Origin of the sequence: Streptomyces sp. NPDC001480 (assembly GCF_042894725.1) — a bacterium.
Lineage (GTDB): Bacteria > Actinomycetota > Actinomycetes > Streptomycetales > Streptomycetaceae > Streptomyces.
This window is the reverse complement of the sequence record NZ_JBIAVX010000004.1, coordinates 531,326-546,792: the sequence shown is the minus strand read 5'-3', so window position 1 is coordinate 546,792 and position 15,467 is coordinate 531,326. Positions and strand designations below refer to the sequence as shown.

Annotated in this window: 18 protein-coding genes; 4 read left to right on the top strand and 14 right to left on the bottom strand. The window is 71.8% G+C overall.

Annotated elements, in window-relative coordinates; translation table 11 throughout:
* Nucleotides 1–10: 10 nt before the first annotated feature.
* Nucleotides 11–412 carry a winged helix-turn-helix transcriptional regulator gene (locus tag ACFY01_RS12760; protein WP_390735717.1) on the bottom strand — a complete coding sequence of 134 codons (402 nt, stop codon included), beginning with the start codon at nt 410–412 and terminating at the stop codon, nt 11–13.
* A 109-nt stretch (nt 413–521) separates the two neighbouring features.
* Here ACFY01_RS12760 and ACFY01_RS12755 point away from each other — a divergent pair, with 109 nt between their 5' ends.
* Complete coding sequence (locus ACFY01_RS12755) at nt 522–1,964, top strand: MFS transporter (protein WP_390735716.1); 1,443 nt, start codon at nt 522–524, stop codon at nt 1,962–1,964.
* Between the two features lie 306 nt (nt 1,965–2,270).
* Here the strand turns inward: ACFY01_RS12755 and ACFY01_RS12750 are convergent, their stop codons facing one another.
* The 6 genes from ACFY01_RS12750 to ACFY01_RS12725 form a co-directional block, all read right to left on the bottom strand.
* Nucleotides 2,271–3,650 carry an 8-oxoguanine deaminase gene (locus tag ACFY01_RS12750; protein ID WP_390735715.1) on the bottom strand — a complete coding sequence of 460 codons (1,380 nt, stop codon included), beginning with the start codon at nt 3,648–3,650 and terminating at the stop codon, nt 2,271–2,273.
* A 10-nt stretch (nt 3,651–3,660) separates the two neighbouring features.
* The gene (gene pucL, locus ACFY01_RS12745; protein WP_390735714.1) at nt 3,661–4,563 is read right to left on the bottom strand and encodes a factor-independent urate hydroxylase; all 903 of its coding nucleotides are present in this window, start codon (nt 4,561–4,563) and stop codon (nt 3,661–3,663) included.
* A 7-nt stretch (nt 4,564–4,570) separates the two neighbouring features.
* Nucleotides 4,571–4,975 (bottom strand): hydroxyisourate hydrolase, encoded by a 405-nt coding sequence (uraH, locus tag ACFY01_RS12740; RefSeq protein ID WP_390735713.1) that lies wholly within the window; start codon nt 4,973–4,975, stop codon nt 4,571–4,573.
* A 4-nt stretch (nt 4,976–4,979) separates the two neighbouring features.
* Nucleotides 4,980–5,492: a 2-oxo-4-hydroxy-4-carboxy-5-ureidoimidazoline decarboxylase gene (uraD, locus tag ACFY01_RS12735; protein ID WP_390735712.1), complete on the bottom strand. Its 513-nt coding sequence runs from the start codon at nt 5,490–5,492 to the stop codon at nt 4,980–4,982.
* Nucleotides 5,493–5,603: 111 nt separating this feature from the next.
* The gene (locus tag ACFY01_RS12730) at nt 5,604–5,972 is read right to left on the bottom strand and encodes a helix-turn-helix domain-containing protein (protein ID WP_390735711.1); all 369 of its coding nucleotides are present in this window, start codon (nt 5,970–5,972) and stop codon (nt 5,604–5,606) included.
* Complete coding sequence (locus ACFY01_RS12725; RefSeq protein WP_390735710.1) at nt 5,969–6,217, bottom strand: hypothetical protein; 249 nt, start codon at nt 6,215–6,217, stop codon at nt 5,969–5,971. Before ACFY01_RS12725 ends, ACFY01_RS12730 begins: the two co-directional genes overlap by 4 nt.
* Nucleotides 6,218–6,547: 330 nt before the next feature.
* On the opposite strand from ACFY01_RS12725, the gene ACFY01_RS12720 reads away from it, so the two are divergent.
* The 3 genes from ACFY01_RS12720 (at nt 6,548) to ACFY01_RS12710 (ending at nt 9,383) form a co-directional block, all read left to right on the top strand.
* Nucleotides 6,548–7,042, top strand: a complete 495-nt coding sequence (locus ACFY01_RS12720; RefSeq protein ID WP_390735709.1) for an RNA polymerase sigma factor — start codon at nt 6,548–6,550, stop codon at nt 7,040–7,042.
* Between the two features lie 78 nt (nt 7,043–7,120).
* Nucleotides 7,121–7,729 carry a hypothetical protein gene (locus ACFY01_RS12715; protein ID WP_390735708.1) on the top strand — a complete coding sequence of 203 codons (609 nt, stop codon included), beginning with the start codon at nt 7,121–7,123 and terminating at the stop codon, nt 7,727–7,729.
* A 100-nt stretch (nt 7,730–7,829) separates the two neighbouring features.
* Nucleotides 7,830–9,383 (top strand): ABC1 kinase family protein, encoded by a 1,554-nt coding sequence (locus ACFY01_RS12710; protein WP_390735707.1) that lies wholly within the window; start codon nt 7,830–7,832, stop codon nt 9,381–9,383.
* 36 nt (nt 9,384–9,419) lie between these two features.
* Here ACFY01_RS12710 and ACFY01_RS12705 read toward each other — a convergent pair whose 3' ends face one another.
* The 7 genes from ACFY01_RS12705 to ACFY01_RS12675 are packed head-to-tail and all read right to left on the bottom strand — an operon-like array spanning nt 9,420 to nt 15,459.
* On the bottom strand, nt 9,420–9,902 hold the full coding sequence (locus tag ACFY01_RS12705) for an SRPBCC family protein (protein ID WP_390735706.1): 483 nt from the start codon (nt 9,900–9,902) through the stop codon (nt 9,420–9,422).
* On the bottom strand, nt 9,899–10,915 hold the full coding sequence (locus tag ACFY01_RS12700) for a hypothetical protein (RefSeq protein ID WP_390735705.1): 1,017 nt from the start codon (nt 10,913–10,915) through the stop codon (nt 9,899–9,901). The genes ACFY01_RS12705 and ACFY01_RS12700 overlap by 4 nt, the downstream gene beginning before the upstream one ends.
* Nucleotides 10,905–12,323, bottom strand: coding sequence for a cytochrome P450 (locus ACFY01_RS12695; protein ID WP_390735704.1), 1,419 nt, complete (start codon nt 12,321–12,323; stop codon nt 10,905–10,907). The genes ACFY01_RS12700 and ACFY01_RS12695 overlap by 11 nt, the downstream gene beginning before the upstream one ends.
* Before the next feature lie 10 nt (nt 12,324–12,333).
* Complete coding sequence (locus ACFY01_RS12690) at nt 12,334–13,014, bottom strand: class I SAM-dependent methyltransferase (RefSeq protein WP_390735703.1); 681 nt, start codon at nt 13,012–13,014, stop codon at nt 12,334–12,336.
* Nucleotides 13,015–13,065: 51 nt separating this feature from the next.
* Nucleotides 13,066–14,421, bottom strand: coding sequence for an NAD(P)/FAD-dependent oxidoreductase (locus ACFY01_RS12685; protein ID WP_390735702.1), 1,356 nt, complete (start codon nt 14,419–14,421; stop codon nt 13,066–13,068).
* Entirely contained in the window at nt 14,418–14,999 is a 582-nt protein-coding gene (locus ACFY01_RS12680; RefSeq protein ID WP_390735701.1) for a flavin reductase family protein, read from the bottom strand. The genes ACFY01_RS12685 and ACFY01_RS12680 overlap by 4 nt, the downstream gene beginning before the upstream one ends.
* Nucleotides 14,992–15,459 (bottom strand): type II toxin-antitoxin system RatA family toxin, encoded by a 468-nt coding sequence (locus ACFY01_RS12675; RefSeq protein WP_390735700.1) that lies wholly within the window; start codon nt 15,457–15,459, stop codon nt 14,992–14,994. Before ACFY01_RS12675 ends, ACFY01_RS12680 begins: the two co-directional genes overlap by 8 nt.
* Nucleotides 15,460–15,467 lie beyond the last annotated feature (8 nt).

The window sequence follows — 15,467 nt, the reverse complement described above, 5'->3', positions numbered from 1 at the left end:
CCCGCGCCGCCTACGCGTCGAGCAGCTCCGGCTGGTGCTCGGCGTCGTAGGTCGCCCGTGACTCGGCGATGTACACGCGGTTGCGCTCGGCCCAGTCGGTCAGCCGTTGCAGGGTCTCGTGCAACTCGCGTGCGACCGGGGTGAGTTCGTACTCCACCCGCGGTGGCACCGTCGGATGCACCGTGCGCGTCACCAGGCCGTCCCGCTCCAGGTTGCGCAGGGTGAGGGTGAGCATGCGACGGCTGATGCCCTCGATGCTGCGTTCCAGTTCGGTGAAGCGGATCGGCCCGTGCGCGGCTGCCACGAGGATCTGCACGCTCCACTTCCCGGAGACCCTGTCAAGAACTTCCCGGACCGGGCACGCGTGCGCGTTCACGACCTGGGCGGTAACACCGGTGTTCCTCTGGGACATCGGACTGCCTCCTTACGCCGTCGCCCAAGGTTACTCACGATGGACCCCGTTACAAGTCGTGCACCAAGGGGCCGAGAGGCCAAGGGGAGGCCTGAAGAGCATGTCGACCATGCCGACCACGATCGAGTCACCGCCACGGGTGACACCGTCCCGAACCCACTCCCGCTGGGCGTCCCTCGTCGTCCTGTGCGCGGGCACGCTGATGACGATCCTGGACGGCAACATCGTCACGGTGGCGATGCCCGCCATCCAGAGCGACCTCGGCTTCAGCGGGCCGGGGCTCGCCTGGGTGGTCAACGCGTATCTGATCCCCTTCGGCGGGCTGCTCCTGCTGGTCGGCCGGCTCGGGGACCTGGTGGGCCGCAAGCGGATGTTCACCGCGGGGCTCGCCGTGTTCACGGCCGCCTCCGTCCTGGCCGGGGCAGCCACGAGCCAGGGGGTGCTGATCGCGGCGCGGGCCGTGCAGGGCGTGGGTGGCGCCATGGCGTCGGCGGTGGTGCTGGGGATGCTGGTCGCGCTCTTCCCCGAACCCCGTGAACAGGCCCGAGCCATCGCGGTGTTCAGCGCGGTCGGGGCGGCGGGCGGGGCGCTCGGCACGTTCCTCGGCGGGGCGCTGACGCAGGCCGTCGGCTGGCACTGGATCTTCCTGATCAACCTGCCGATCGGCATCGCCGCCTGGCTGGCGGCCGTCCGGGTCCTCGCCCCGGAGCGCGGGGCCGGGCTCGGCAGGGGCGCCGACTACCCCGGTGCCGCGCTGGTGACGGGCGCGCTGATGCTGACGGTGTACGTCATCGTGGGCGCCGGCGACCGGAGCCTCACCGCCACCCTCCTGCTCGCCGGCGCCACCCTCGCCCTGTTCGCGGCGTTCACCGTCCGTCAGGCGCGGACCGCACGGCCGCTGCTGCGGCTGCGGCTGTTCCGCTCCCGGCTGCTGGCCGGCGCCAACGCCGTGCAGGTGCTGATGATCGGGACGATGTACGGCTTCCAGTTCATCGGCGCGCTGTATCTGCAACGTGTCCTCCGCTTCAGCGAGTTGGCGACCGGTACGGCGTTCCTTCCGGCGCCGGTCGCGATCGGGCTGCTGATGATGGGCCTGTCCGCGCGGGTCGTCGGCCGGTTCGGCCCGTACCGGGTGCTGCTGGCCGGGCTGGTGCTGATCGTCGGCGGCATGGCGCTGCTGAGCCGCGCCCCGGCCGACGGCTCGTACGCCGCCGACGTCCTGCCCGCGCTGCTCCTGCTGTCCGCCGGTTTCGCCGCCGCGATGCCGGCCCTGACCGGGACGGCCATGTCGGCGGCGCGGGAGGAGGACGCGGGCCTTGCCTCCGGGTTGTTCAACACCACGCAGGTCGTGGGCGGTTCGCTGGGGCTGGCGGTGCTGTCGACACTCGCGGCGGGCCGGACGGAGGGCCTTGTCGGCCGGGGCGCGGAGCTGATACCGGCCACGGCCGAGGGCTACCGGCTGGCGTTCCGGGTGGCGACGGGGATCGCGCTGGGCGCGCTGGCGCTGGCTGCGGTCGTGCTGCGAACGCGGCGCCAGGAAGGGAACCGGTAACGGCGGGTCGGGGCGGTAGCGGCGGGTCGGGGCGGTAGCGGCGGGGCGAGGCGGGGCGGTCCGGCCAGGATGCCCGCCGCCCCGCCCCGGGCGTCAGGCCGGCCGCCCGAGGCCACGCCCTGCGCGATGCCCCGCCGCGGACGGTGACCGGCGCCCGGGGCGCGCGAGTCCACGCGCGCCCCGGGGTACCGCCGCCGTGGACCGCGTCGGGTCCACGGCCGCCGGCCGGGAGCCGTCCCTCCCGGCCGGAGTCCATCCGCTGCTCAGCCCTCGAACGCTCAGCCCGCCGGCGCGGCCCTCGGCAGCTCAGCCCCCGGCGGTGATCCGTGCCAGGCGCTGGGCCTCCTGACGCGTCGAGCGGGCGATCTCGTCCTCGTCGACGGTGAGCAGCCGGCCGTCCTCCACGATCTGCCGGCCGTTCACGAACGACGCGGTGACCGGGGCCGCCGCGCCGAGGACCAGCGCGGTCACCGGGTCGGCGATGGAGGCGTGGGCGAGGGTGTCCAGCTTCCACAGCACCAGGTCGGCCAGCTTGCCCGGCTCCAGCGAGCCGATCTGAGCGGCGCGGCCGAGGATCTGTGCGCCGCCGTACGTGCCGAGCCGCAGCGCCTGCCGGGCGCTCAGCGCGGCCTCGCGGTGGGCGCCGAGGCGGTTGATGAGCAGGGCGTTGCGCAGTTCGGTGTGCAGTTCGCCCGACTCGTTGGACGCCGTGCCGTCGACGCCGAGGCCGACGGGGACGCCGGCCGCGAGCATGTCGGGGACCCGGGCGATGCCGGCCGCGAGGCGGGCGTTGGAGGACGGGCAGTGCGCGACACCCGTCCTCGTACGGGCGAAGGCGGCGATGTCGGAGTCGTTCATGTGGACGCAGTGCGCCATCCACACGTCCTCGCCGAGCCAGCCGGTGGACTCGAAGTAGTCGGTCGGGCCCATGCCGAACAGCTCGTGGCAGAACTTCTCCTCCTCCACGGTCTCCGAGCCGTGGGTGTGCAGGCGCACGCCGAGGCGGCGGGCCAGTTCGGCGCCCTGCCGGAGCAGTTCGGTGGAGACGGAGAAGGGCGAGCAGGGGGCGACGGCGACCTGTGTCATCGCGTCGAAGGAGGCGTCGTGGTGCCGCTCGACGGTCTCCTCGGTCGCGGCGAGGGCGCCGTCGAGGGTCTCGACGGCGAAGTCCGGGGGCAGGCCGCCGTCCTTCTCGCTGCGGTCCATGGAGCCGCGGGCGAGGGTGAAGCGTACGCCCGTCTCCTGGGCGGCGCGGATGATCGCGCCGGAGAGGTCGCCGGAGCCCTCCGGGAAGACGTAGTGGTGGTCCATGGCGGTCGTGACGCCGCCGCGGGCCATCATCGCCAGCGAGCCCCGGGCCGCCGCGCGGACCATCGGTTCGTCGATGCGCGCCCAGGTCGGGTACAGCGCGACCAGCCAGTCGAAGAGGTTGTGGTCCGTGGCCAGGCCCCGGGTGATCCACTGGTAGAAGTGGTGGTGGGTGTTGACCAGGCCGGGGGTGACCAGGTGCCCGGAGGCGTCGATGCGGCGTACGACGTTCTCCAGGCCCTCGGGGGCGCGGCCGGGGCCGAGCGACTCGATGCGGTTGCCGGCGATGACGAGGTGTCCGGAGGCGTACTCGGTGTCCTCCGCGTCCACGGTCGCGATCGCCACGTTCTCGATGACGGTGCGCTGGGCTGCTGCCATGGTTCGTCCTTCAGAGGTTGGTGAGGTCCGCCGGGATCTTCGCCTCGCACCCTTCCCGCAGAACGGTGGCCTCGATCAGGCCGTAGGGCCGGTCGGCGGCGAAGTACACCGCTCCGTCGGCGGTGTCGTTCTTGAGCCCGAAGGGCTCCAGGTCGACGAGGAAGTGGTGCTTGTTGGGGAGGGAGAAGCGGATCTCGTCGATCTCGGGCCGGTGGTCGATGACGCGGGCGCCCATTGCGTACAGCGTCTGCTGGAGCGAGAGCGAGTAGGTCTCGGCGAAGGCTTGGAGCAGGTGCCGCCTGGTCTGTGCGTACGACTCCTCCCAGTCGGGCTTCGGCTGCCCGTCGTCGCTCCAGCCGAACCGCCAGCGGCCGGAGACCTCGGTGGCCAGGACGCGGTCGTGGGCCTCGGGGAGGGTCGTGTACTTGTCCTTGACGTAGCCCCAGAACTCGGAGTCCGTCGAGTTCATCACGACGAGGTCCTTCAGGCCGGAGACGGCCTCCCAGGTCGCACCGTCGTACGTGATCTGCGTCAGCCGGGTCTCCTGGCCCTTGCGGACGAAGGAGTGCGCGCCCTCCCCCGCGTGCTCGATCCGCTCCCAGGCGTACTCCTCGATGCGGATGCGCGCCCGGTGGATGGGCTCCTGCGAGGTCACGAAGTGCCGGGCGAGGTGGATGCCGAACTGCTCGGGCGACTCGATGCCGTGCTCCTTGGCGAACGCGTACACCGTGTTCTTGGTGGTGTCGGTCGGCAGGACGTTGGCGTTGGAGCCGGAGTAGTGGACGTCGTCCATGTCGCCGGAGAGCGACACGGACACGTTCAGGTCCCTGATGTGGTGGACGGCGCCGTCCCGCGTGATCTTGACGACCCGGTTCTCGGCCTTGCCGTACTGGTTCTGTCCCAGGATGGGCATGTGTCTGCTAGCTCCCTCGGTAAACGGAGTAGCCGAACGGGTTGAGCAGCAGCGGTACGTGGTAGTGCTCGCCCGGCACGACGGCGAACGTGACCGCCACCTCCGGGAAGAACACACCGGGGCCGCTGTCCCGATTCGCGGGGGCGTCCTGCTGCGCCTCGGCTTGCCTCTTCGCGGACTTCTCGAAGTACGCCTCGACCGCGAAGTCGAGCCGTACGTGGGTCGTTCCCTCCGGCAGGTCCGGGAGGTCCTTGCACCGCCCGTCCGCGTCGGTCGCGGAGCCGCCGAGTGCCTGCCATGCGGCGTCCCTGCCGCCGCGGGCCGCGAGGTGGACGGTCACCGAGCCGGCGGGGCGGCCGGCGCTGGTGTCCAGGATGTGCGTGGACACGGAGGCGGTGGTGCGGGTGCTCATGGTGTCAGGCGTCCTCTTCGACGAGTCGGGCCAGGCGGATGCGGTTGATCCTGCCCAGCTCGGTGCGGACGATCTCCCGCTCCTGCTCCGGCGGGTTCCCGATCCGCGCCTGAAGGGCGTCCCGCATCTGCTCGCCGGTCCGGCCGGTGGCGCAGATGAGGAAGACGTGGCCGAACTTCTCCTGGTAGGCCAGGTTGAGTTCGAGCATCTCCGCCCTGAGCTCCGCGGAGGCGCCGGCCATGCCGCGCTGCTCCCGGGCCGAGGCGGGGTCGCCCGGCTTCGGCCGGCCGATCGGCGGGTGCCCGGCCATCGCCTCGTCGAGGTCCTCGGTGGCCAGCTCCGCCATGGCGGCGTCGCTCGCGGCGTAGAGGTCGTCGGCGGTGGCGTAGGGGCGGGCGGCGAGCAGGCGCCCGGCCCACACGGTGGAGGCGCACGCGTCGTGGAGGGCGGCGAAGGCCGCGTGCTCCTCCAGGGCGTTGAACCGGGCCAGGCCCGGGGGCGGGGAAGTCGACGTCACGGGAGCCTCCGTGGCCGCGGACGGCCTTCGTGCTGAACGGGCTGCCGCCAGCTAACGCCCTGCGCGACACCGCGTCAACACTTTGTTGAAAATTCCGCCCCGGAGGAACACTCAGGGATGCTTCTCGCGGTTGAGGTAGTTGTAGACGGTGAAGCGGCTGACGCCGAGCGCGCCGGCCACGGTCTCCACGCCGTGCCGGACGGCGAAGGCGCCGCGCGCCTCCAGCATCCGTACGACCTCCTGCTTGGCCTTGCGGTCCAGGTCGGCCAGCGGCTTGCCCTGCTTGCGCTCCATGGCGGCGAGGATGTGGTCGAGGGAGTCGGCGAGCTGGGGCAGGCGTACGGCGACGACGGCGACGCCCGCCCAGGCGAGCACGACGTCGTCGGGGCCGGCCTCGTCCGGCGGCAGCATCTCCCCGCCCATGGCGTCGACCAGCGGCTTGACCGCCGTGATGAAGGGCTCGTCGCCGTTGCCGCTCACTCGCCCTCCCCGATGACGTTGACCTGGAGCGTGATCCGGGTGGCACCGGCCTCCAGAGTCCTGCGCAGCAGCGCGTCGACGGCCGCGAGCACCGTGCCGACGTCCCCCTCCGCCGTGTTGCCGAACGGGCCGACGTCCACGGCGTCCAGTTCGGCGGACTCGACGACCTCCCGTGCCACCAGGGCGTGCGCGGGCGCCTCGTCCAGGTCGAAGGGTTCGGTCGTGAACTCCACTCTCAATCGCACAGTGCCCCCAAAACACGCGTCCGACCTGCAGTTCTACCTCGATCACCCACCGCGAGGGCACATCAGGGCACAACGGGGAGCGTCACCCGTCACGAGGCGACCCTAGCCGAACAGGCCTTGACTCCACAGTGCATTTCAGCCGAATGTAAATCAAGCCGAGTTTTGTATTACTATCCATGAGGCGGGTTTGTCTATCTTCTCGCGCGGCAAGGAAAATTCTGGCCGCAGGACGGGAGGGGGTAGAAAAAATGGGGGCACTCGGCCTGCAGGAAAGCATGCACGAACACACCTACTAAGCGCATTTCAGTCGTTCGATCATTGGTGACGTGCATGCAACCATCTGACAATTCCTCCTGGCGCGATGTGATCCAGCATCGTGAGCGCCTTATCCGCCTGGTGCGCCGTCGGCTGCCCAATCTCCATGACGCCGAGGACTGCGTCCAGGAGACGCTGCTGCGCGCGGCGGCCCACCGCGATCTGGACCCCGACCGGCTGGGGGCGTTCCTGACCTCGGTCGCCCTTCGGCTGTGCGTCGACTATCACCGGGACCGCGAGCGATGGTCGCGCCTGCTGCAACGCACCGCCGCCGCCCGGGAGCCGGAGATGGTGGAGGAAGCCGTCTGTGACCGGGAGTTCGGCCGCTGGCTGCTCGGGCAGGTCCATCAGCTCCGCGGCAGGGAGCGGCAGGTCATACTCGCGCGGGCCGACGGGATCTCCGTCGCGGAGTTCGCCCGCATCAACCAGATCTCCGTAAAGGCCGCCGAGGGTGCTTTCACACGTGGCAGGGCGAGGCTCCGTCATATGTGCAGCAAAACCCTGGGCTAACCCTGCGGACAACCGGAGGAAAAGGTTCGGCATCCTGGGCGACACCATGATGCCAATTCAGGAAGGAAATCCGTAAGAATGGCCGACAAGCCGAGCACGCAGGACACCATCAAGAATTTCCTCAGCGACATCGCCGACAGCTCCAACAGGGCCTTCAACGAAATTCTGGATCCGCCGAGCAAATCCAGGAAGTCCGACCTCCCGGACTGGTTCCCCGCCGGCCTTCCCCTGGCGGCCCTGGCCGGGACGCCGGTCGGTGCGCTCCAGGCGCTGGCGGCGTTCGGCGGCGCCGCGAACCCCATGGCCGCGCTCGCGGGTGCCAACCCGTTCGCCGCCCTGGCCGACACCTCGGACCGCAACTCCGGGGCGGTGAACCCCCTGGCGGCGGCCCTCGCCGGGGCGGCCAACCCGCTCGCCGCCCTGGCGGGCGCCGTCAATCCCGTGGCGGCCCTCAGCGGGTCGTCCGCCCCGGCCAATCCGCTCGCGGCCTTCGGTCAGCTCGCCGGCGCGGCAGCGGCTCTGCCCGCCTCCGCGGGGGAGTTGGGCGGCCTGGCCGAGTCCCTGACCAAGCTGCCCCAGCAGATCGCCAGGCTGACGGAACTGCTCGCCACGCTCGTCGGGGCCCTGGACGCCGTCCAGGAGATCGCGGAGACCACCACGGTCCGCCCGCCGGCCAAGAAGGTGTGACCGCCGCCGTTCCTGCCGCTGTGTTGTCGCCCCACTGACCGCTGACCGTGCCCGGTACGCCGGGCCGGCCACCGCAGAACCCGAGGAGTGAGCCCGCGTCGTGAGGGCCTTGGTCGGCGACCGGCTCCGGCTGGTCGTGAAGGTGCTGGGCAGTCTGATCGCCGACGAGGTCGGTCGTACGGCGCGGGAACGCGGCAGATCCAGAAGGGACGGCTGGTCCCCGGCGGAGGCCGACGAAGCCTCCGCCGGGGACGCGCGGCGGCGTGCCCGAGCCGTACGGCACGCTCTGGAGAGCCTCGGGCCGTTCTACGTGAAGCTGGGCCAGATCCTCTCCACCCGGCCGGACATGGTCCCGCCGTCGATGATCGCCGAGTTCCAGAACCTGCACGACCAGGTCGACGTGCAGCCGTTCGCCACGTTCGAGCCCGTCCTGGAGCGTGATCTCGGCGCCGACTGGAAGCTCAGATTCGACGACATCGACACCGAGCGGCCCCTGGGAGCGGCGTCGCTGGCCCAGGTCTACCGGGTCACCCTCCCCGGGGGACGGCCGGCGGTCGTGAAGATCCAGCGGCCCGCGATCCGTGAGGCGGTGCGGGCGGACATGGCTCTGCTGCGCAGGGCGGCCCGGATCGTGGCACGTGTGGCACCGCGGTTCAACGAGGTCATCGACGTCGAGGCGATGCTGGGCTCGATCTTCGACGCCATGGAGCCCGAACTGGACTTCACCGGTGAGGCGCGCAACATGGAGGAGGCCCGGGAGGCCGTCCGGGACTTCCGCACGCTGGCGGTCCCCGAAGTGCTGTCGGCCACGCCCAGGGTGCTGGTGCAGTCGATGGCTCCCGGCATGTCCGTGCGGCATCTGGAGCGGACGGCGTTCAGCGACAGCGAACGCACCGACATCGGCAAGGACCTGCTGCGGTTCATGTACCGCGGTTACTTCGTCCAGCGGACGTTCCACGCGGATCCGCACGCGGGCAATGTCTTCGCCCTGCCCGGCGGGCAGGCGACCCTGATCGACTGGGGCATGGTGGGGCGCCTGGACAAGCGGACCAGCCTGCAACTGCTTCCGCTGCTGATGGCGCTGGCACAGAACGACGGACACGGCCTCGCCCGCGCCTGGGCCGACATGGGGAAACTCACCGCCTGGGCGAACCTCCCGGCGTTCGCCGCCGACATGGCGGCGCTGGTCCCCAAGATCGCCAACGCCTCGCTGGACGAGCTCAATTTCGGCGTGTCACTGACCACCGTGCTGGAGAAGGCCACCAAACGGGGCATCGGCTCCGCGCCCGCGATCTCGTTGCTGGGCAAGTCCTTCGCCAATCTGGAGGGCTCGGTCCGCTGCCTGGCGCCCGAGTTGTCGCTGGCGGAGATCTTCAAGGGCGAGGTCCGGGGCATCGTGCTGTCGCTGCTCGGCGAGTTCCTCTCGCTGGAGCAGCTGGCCCGTACCACGATGGACCTGATGGTCACCGCCAGCACCAGCCCCGAGCAGCTGCGCGGACTGCTGGCCGACACCGCCAACCGGCGGTTCGCGCTCCAGGTCCACCAGCCGAGGACGCCGCCCTCTCTTGGAGGCGAGCGCCGATCCCACCGGGGCCTGCTCGCCCTGGGCGCCATGGCTCTGCTGCTGGATCACCGCCGCCGCAGACCCCGGTGAGACGCCGCCGGACCCGGCGCCCGGTCCGCACCCGTCTCAGCCGCCGCTCTCCAGGGCCGCCCGGAGCCCGGCGAGTGTCGTCCTCATCGTCGCCCGGTTGCGCTCACGACGCCGGACCACGCCCGTGACCAAGGGCGCGACCGCCGTGAGCAGTCGTCCGGCGGCTCCCGACCGCAGATCCAGCCACTCCTCCGTCACCTCGCATCCCCCGGGTACCTCCGTGAACCGGTACGTCCACCGGGAGAGGGCCACTCCCGGAAAACCGGCCTCGAAGGAGAAGCGGACTCCCGGCTGGGCGGAGACCACGGTGCACAGGGTGGCCCAGGGCAGCCACGAAGCGCGGTTGATGCCCACGAAGCGGGTTCCGACGCGGGCGGGCCCGCGGCCGCCCGGCACCCAGGCGCCGCGCGCCTCGGGACTCCACCGGCCCATCCGGGTCACGTCGCTCACGGCGGTGTACGCGGTGAGCGGCGGGACCCGGACCGTGATGCGCTCGGTGAGCGGAGCCGGGCCGGTCACGCGCGGATGGTGATGCCGTGCTCACGGTCGTCCGTGAGGATCTCCAGCAGAGCCCGGTCGTCGGTCCTGAGTTCGGTCCGCTTGCCGGTCATCCGGTTGGCCACCGTCACCGTGCAGGAGCCGATCTTCGTGTTGAGGCAGTGTTTGATCCCGCCGGGCGGGTTGTAGTAGTTCAGACCGACGAACCGCTCCGCCGGGGCCGTCATCCGCCCGCGGATGTCGACGGTCTCGTCGGACGTGGCGAAGTCCCAGTAGAAGTAGCCGAAGTCCGCCTTGGCGGTCAGCGCCTGCCGCAGCGACACCAGGGAGTACTCGCGGTCCTGGTGGCGCAGGACGAGGAAGGTGACCTGCGGAACGCGCAGCGGACCGATCCTGGCGCGCGCGGTGACGACCTCCAGGAAGCTGTCGGGTTCCCCGTCGAAGCCGGCGACCTGCCCGAACGCGTAGTGGTCGGTGTGCCGGCTGCCCCAGTTGTGGTTCTGGCTGCCGGTCCAGCCGTCGACGGCGATGGTCTCGCCGCCCACGTGCAGGCTGCCGCTGTACCGGGCGAGCGGCGTGCCGACCAGGCTCTTGGCCTTGGGGAACCCGCCCGTGTACATCCTCGGCGGCAGCAGGAGGAGCGGCGGGTGGTCCCCGGTGTACGTCAGGTCCCAGCCGATGGCGCCGTCCGGGCCGGTCGCCTCACCCTTGAGGCGCCCGGGCTCCAGCAGCCGGTCGCCGATCCGGGCGCCGAACGAGTCGGGGCTGAAGTGGCAGTCGGCGATGGGGTGTTCCTCCTTGGCCACGACATGCCGTCCGGTCACCCCGTCGAACCAGACGGCCCAGAGCTCGCCGATGGCGGCCTCGGGCATCTTCGCGGGGCTGAACACGGTGTACCTGATCCAGAAGGCGCGGGGCTCCGTGGGGTGGTTGCCGCGCTGGTAGAAGCTCTCGTAGTGGCCGGCTCGCCGGCCGGGCCGGTACCGGGTCCAGTTGAGGCGCTCGGGGTCCAGGATCCCAGGGTCAGCGTTCATGAGGTCCGTTCTTCGTGACGAGGTCGGCCGAGGACGTCCGCTGATGCATCGTCATCAGCATCCCGTACCGCGGCCTCAGAGTGATGGTGGCGTGGTTCACCACCCGGTGTGAGGGGACATGCCGGAACTCCCAGCGGCGCACCAGGGCGGTCAGCAGCAGATGCGCCTCCATGAGCGCGAAGTGCTTCCCGATGCACAGATGGGGCCCCGCGCCGAACGGCAGGTAGGCGAACCGGTGGCGCTCCTTGCTGGCGTCCGGCAGGAAGCGGTCCGGGTCGAAGCGTTCGGGGTCCGGCCAGTGGCGTGGGTGGCGGTGGACGTCGTACAGGTTGACCAGGACCCGTGACCCGGCCGGTACCCGGTAGCCGCCCAGTCCGGTGTCCCGCTGTACCAGCCGGGGGACGATCGGCGCCGACGGGTACAGCCGCAGGGCCTCCTCGAAGACCCGCAGGGTGTACGGCATGGCCGCCAGGTCGTCGGGGGTCGGCAGTTCGTCCCCCAGCACGCCGTCCACTTCGCGCTGCACCCGCCGCAGCACCTCGCGGTGCCGGGACAGCAGGTAGAAGGCCCAGGTGAGGGTGATCGCGGTGGTCTCGTGCCCGGCGGCGAAGGTGGTGATCACCTCGTCCCGCAGCTCCCGGTCGGTCATCCCCCTGCCGGTGTCGGCGTCGCGGGCGGCCAGCAGCATGTCCAGCAGGTCCCCGCCGCCGGCGGGGCTGCCGGACCGCCGGCGCTCCGCGATGATCCGGTGGATGAGGTCGTCGAGTCCCCGCATGACCTGGTGGAAGCGCCGGTTGCGCGGGGTCGGCCAGTGGGTGGGCGGGCTGAACGGGTTCTGGAGCCGGTCGAAGGCGTAGTTGATCGCGACGTCCACCGCGTCGGGCCCGAGCCCGGCCAGGGTGCGGCTCACATCGGTGCTGAACATGCAGCGGCTGACGATGTCGAGGGTGACCCGCATCATCTCCTTGTGCAGGTCCAGGGCCGCGCCCGTCCGGTAGCGGGCGGACATGTGCGCGATCTGCTCGGCCGCCGCGACACCCATCATGGCGTACATGCCGGAGAGGGACTGCTTGGTGTAGATCGGCTGCATCATCCGGCGGTTGCGCAGCCAGCTCTTGTGGTCGTCGCTGGTCAGCAGGCCCTCGCCGAGGACCAGCCGCAGCGGGTTGTCCGGCCCGAGTTTGCCGAACCGGTCGGTGTCGGTGAGTACTTCGGCGGCCAGCTCCGGGCTGGACACGCCGTGCACCGTCACCGGGCCGAGCCGGTAGCGGACCAGGTCGCCGTGGGCGGCGCGCCCGCGGCCCATGGCCCGGAGGATGTCGCGGCGGAAGTCCAGGACGTTGCCCAGCACCGGGAGGCCCTCCGCCCTGGGGGCGGGCATCGCCGCGTGGGCGCGTGCCTCGGTCATCGGCCCGCCCTCACTTCCGGGCCAGGGCGCAGACCCAGCCCAGCGACCGGCGGGGCTCCGACACGAACCGGGCGTCCCGGAAGCCGGCTTTGGTGAGGCTGTCCACCAGGTCGTCGCCGGAGAGGATGTGCAGCCCCGCACGCTCCGAGCGCTCCGTGAAACGCCGGCCGAAGACCCGCTGCACCAGTGACGGATCGTCATCGGCCTCCCGGCTCATCTCCAGCGTGATCGACACCTGGCCGCCCGGTTTGAGCACACGGTGCGCCTCGGCGAGGCCGAGCACGGGGTCCGGCCAGAAGTAGTAGGTCTCGATCGCGCAGACCTGGTCGAAGGAGGAGTCCGCGTACGGCAGGTGCGCGCAGTCGCCGTGCCGGATCTCGACCCGGCTCCGCGCGATGCCCGCCTGGTTGCGGCGTACCGCCTGCTCGACCATCTCCATCGAGTGGTCCACCCCGGCGGTGAATCCCTGGCCGGCCCGCCGGGACAGCAGCTTCACCGCCATGCCGCCGCCGCAGCCGACGTCCAGTACCCGCTGGCGGGCGCGCACGTCCATGTGCTCGATCGCCCACACGGTGAGACTCCGGTGCTGTACGGCCATGAGGTTGCCGAAGAACCGCCCGGCCCGCCCGGTCGGCCTGCGGAAGTTCGCCTCCATGAGTTCCAGCGGCTTCGCCAGCAGCGTGCCGATCATCGTGGTGCCCCTTTCCCGGTCAGTACTGCGTCCGTGCTGCATGTGCGTCCCCTACCGCCGTGGACCGAGCTCGGGCCATGCCGCACGGCGTACGGTCCGGTCCGTCGAGGCCAGACAGGCCCGCAGCAGCGGCCGGGTGACCCGCGACACCGGCAGCCGCGGTGCCCGGGAGCGGTGCCAGGGCAGCGGCTCCGGCGTGTCCTCGGCACCCAGCAGGGCCGCGGCGAGGTGGGCGCCGTGCGCCACCGACATCGCCAGCCCGTGCCCGTTGCAGCCGCCCGCGTACCAGACGCCGCAGAAGCCCCGGACCGGCCCCACCACCGGAAGTCCGTCCGCCGTCACCGCGATCCGGCCCGCCCAGCGGTGCGTGACCTCGACCTCGGCCAGGGCCGGGTGCAGGGTCCGCAGCCACCGCTCCAGCCGGTCCCAGGCGAAGACCCGCAGCTCCGCGATGCGGCGGGGGGCGGTCCCGTCCGGGTGGAGGGCGGTGCCGCCCCCCACGACCAGCCGGCCGTCGCCGGTGAGGCGGAAGTACGGGGCCAGCGGCACGGCGTCGATCACCGCCGGGCCGCCCCCGCCGAGGAGTGCGCGCGCCTCGGGGCCCAGCGGCCCGGTCGCCACCGCGTGCACCTCCAGCGCGAGCACGGTGCCCACCGGCAGCCCGAGCCCGGCCACCCCGGCGTTCACCGCCAGCACCGCCTGCGGCGCCCGTACCGTGCCGTGCGGGAACACCAGCTCGGACATCCGTCCGTCCCGGTCGTGGACCTCCCGCAGCGGGCTGCCGCCGTACAGCCGCACGCCCTTGGCCGCGCAGGCCGTCGCCAGGGCCCGCGTCAGCGCGGCCGGGTCGAGGGTCGCGGCGTGCCGGTGCAGCAGACCCGCCTGGTACGGCACGTCCACCCGCCGCCGGATGTCGGCGGCGCTGAGCACCGGCACGTCCAGGCCCAGGGCGCGATAGGCGGTGGCCTGCCGTGCCAGCGACACCAGGCCGGCACGGGAGCGCGCGGCGACGATCTGCTCCCCGTCCGTGCAGGGGACGCCGAGCCGGGCACACAGGTCCACGGTGTGCCGTACCGCCTCGACGCCGGCCTGGTGCATCCGGTGCGCGGTGGCCGGACCGTGGCGGCGCACCGCCCGGTCGAGCGGCGGGCCCACCCGAGGGCCCAGCAGCCCGGTGCCGCGCCCGCTCGCGCCCGCCGCCGGCCGCCGCGCGTCCATCACGGCGATGTCCAGCGAGGGCCGGCGCTGCGCCAGGTGGTACGCCGTGGACAGCCCCACCAGGCCGGCGCCCACCACCGCGACATCGGCGCCGAGCCGGCCGCGCACCTCGGGCAGCGGGGTCTCGTCGCCCTGCCCGGCCGGGTCACCGGGCGCCCAGCAGGGCGTGCCCCCCGCGAACAGGCTCACCGGGGCGCTCCTTCCCCGGCCGTCGGCTCACCCGGCTCCGACAGAGCGCAGAATCCCCGGTCGTGCCAGAGCAGCGGCCGTCCCGAGGCGACCTGGACCGCGGCCACCCGCCCCACCACCGCGCAGTGGTCGCCGTACCGGCGGATGTCCTCGACCAGGCAGACCGACCAGCCCAGCGCGTCACCGAACACCGGCACCCCGAGGACCCGGCGGACCGGGACCTCGCGGAACCGCTGCTCCGACGAGGCCGCCGGATCCGCGAAGCGGGCCGCCCGCGGTCGTTGCTCCTCCCGCAGCAGGTTCACCGCGAACACGCCCCGCGCCCGGACCGCCGTCAACGTGTGCGAGCCGTCGCGCAGACAGGCGAGCAGCAGTGGGGGGCTGGCCGACAGCGAGGTGAGGGAGGAGACGGTCATCCCGGTGGGTCCGCCCGCGTTCTGTGCGGTGACCACGGTGACGCCCGAGGCGAGTTTCGCGTACAGGCGCAGGCAGTGCGCGGTGTCCGGGCCTGGTTCGTCCGGTAGCTGCCGTAGCTGCCCGCCGGGGCGGAGCGACTGTGCCAGGGCGAGGTCAGCCATGCTCGGCGTCCACGGTTTCGGCCGGCGTCACCGTGCCGAGCAGGCCCTGGAGGATCTGCCGGATGTTGGTGCGCAGGGTCGACTCGGCCACCGGGTCGAGGATCTCCGCCAGTGTGGGGATCCCCAGGTCGAACGCGGCGCGGAAGGTGACGGCGGTGCCGTCCTCGTGGTCCTCGCAGGTCCAGCTGCCCTCGAAGGTCTCGAAGTCGCCGCTGAGCTGTTCGAAGGTGATGGAGCGGGTGAGCGGCGAGAAGGCGTCACGTTCCGTCCAGCACATCAGCCCGTTGCGGAAGGAGACCGTCCAGTCGGAGACCAGCGAGCCGTCGGGGCGGGGAGGGTGCACGTTGACCTCGCGCACCGTTGTGGTGAGTTCGGGGTACCGGCGGAAGTCGCTGATTCTCCGGTAGGCGCTCTCGGGGTCGATGTCGTGGGCCGTCATACGTACTGTCACTTGGCGCATGGTGTTCG

What these genes read in the sequence shown, in the direction of transcription:
- ACFY01_RS12760 (WP_390735717.1), bottom strand. Translation starts at nt 412, where the DNA reads ATGTCCCAGAGGAACACCGGTGTTACCGCCCAGGTCGTGAACGCGCAC.
- ACFY01_RS12755 (WP_390735716.1), top strand. Translation starts at nt 522, where the DNA reads ATGCCGACCACGATCGAGTCACCGCCACGGGTGACACCGTCCCGAACC.
- ACFY01_RS12750 (WP_390735715.1), bottom strand. Translation starts at nt 3,650, where the DNA reads ATGGCAGCAGCCCAGCGCACCGTCATCGAGAACGTGGCGATCGCGACC.
- pucL (WP_390735714.1), bottom strand. Translation starts at nt 4,563, where the DNA reads ATGCCCATCCTGGGACAGAACCAGTACGGCAAGGCCGAGAACCGGGTC.
- uraH (WP_390735713.1), bottom strand. Translation starts at nt 4,975, where the DNA reads ATGAGCACCCGCACCACCGCCTCCGTGTCCACGCACATCCTGGACACC.
- ACFY01_RS12720 (WP_390735709.1), top strand. Translation starts at nt 6,548, where the DNA reads ATGCAACCATCTGACAATTCCTCCTGGCGCGATGTGATCCAGCATCGT.
- ACFY01_RS12715 (WP_390735708.1), top strand. Translation starts at nt 7,121, where the DNA reads ATGGCCGACAAGCCGAGCACGCAGGACACCATCAAGAATTTCCTCAGC.
- ACFY01_RS12700 (WP_390735705.1), bottom strand. Translation starts at nt 10,915, where the DNA reads ATGAACGCTGACCCTGGGATCCTGGACCCCGAGCGCCTCAACTGGACC.
- ACFY01_RS12695 (WP_390735704.1), bottom strand. Translation starts at nt 12,323, where the DNA reads ATGACCGAGGCACGCGCCCACGCGGCGATGCCCGCCCCCAGGGCGGAG.
- ACFY01_RS12690 (WP_390735703.1), bottom strand. Translation starts at nt 13,014, where the DNA reads ATGATCGGCACGCTGCTGGCGAAGCCGCTGGAACTCATGGAGGCGAAC.
- ACFY01_RS12680 (WP_390735701.1), bottom strand. Translation starts at nt 14,999, where the DNA reads ATGGCTGACCTCGCCCTGGCACAGTCGCTCCGCCCCGGCGGGCAGCTA.
- ACFY01_RS12675 (WP_390735700.1), bottom strand. Translation starts at nt 15,459, where the DNA reads ATGCGCCAAGTGACAGTACGTATGACGGCCCACGACATCGACCCCGAG.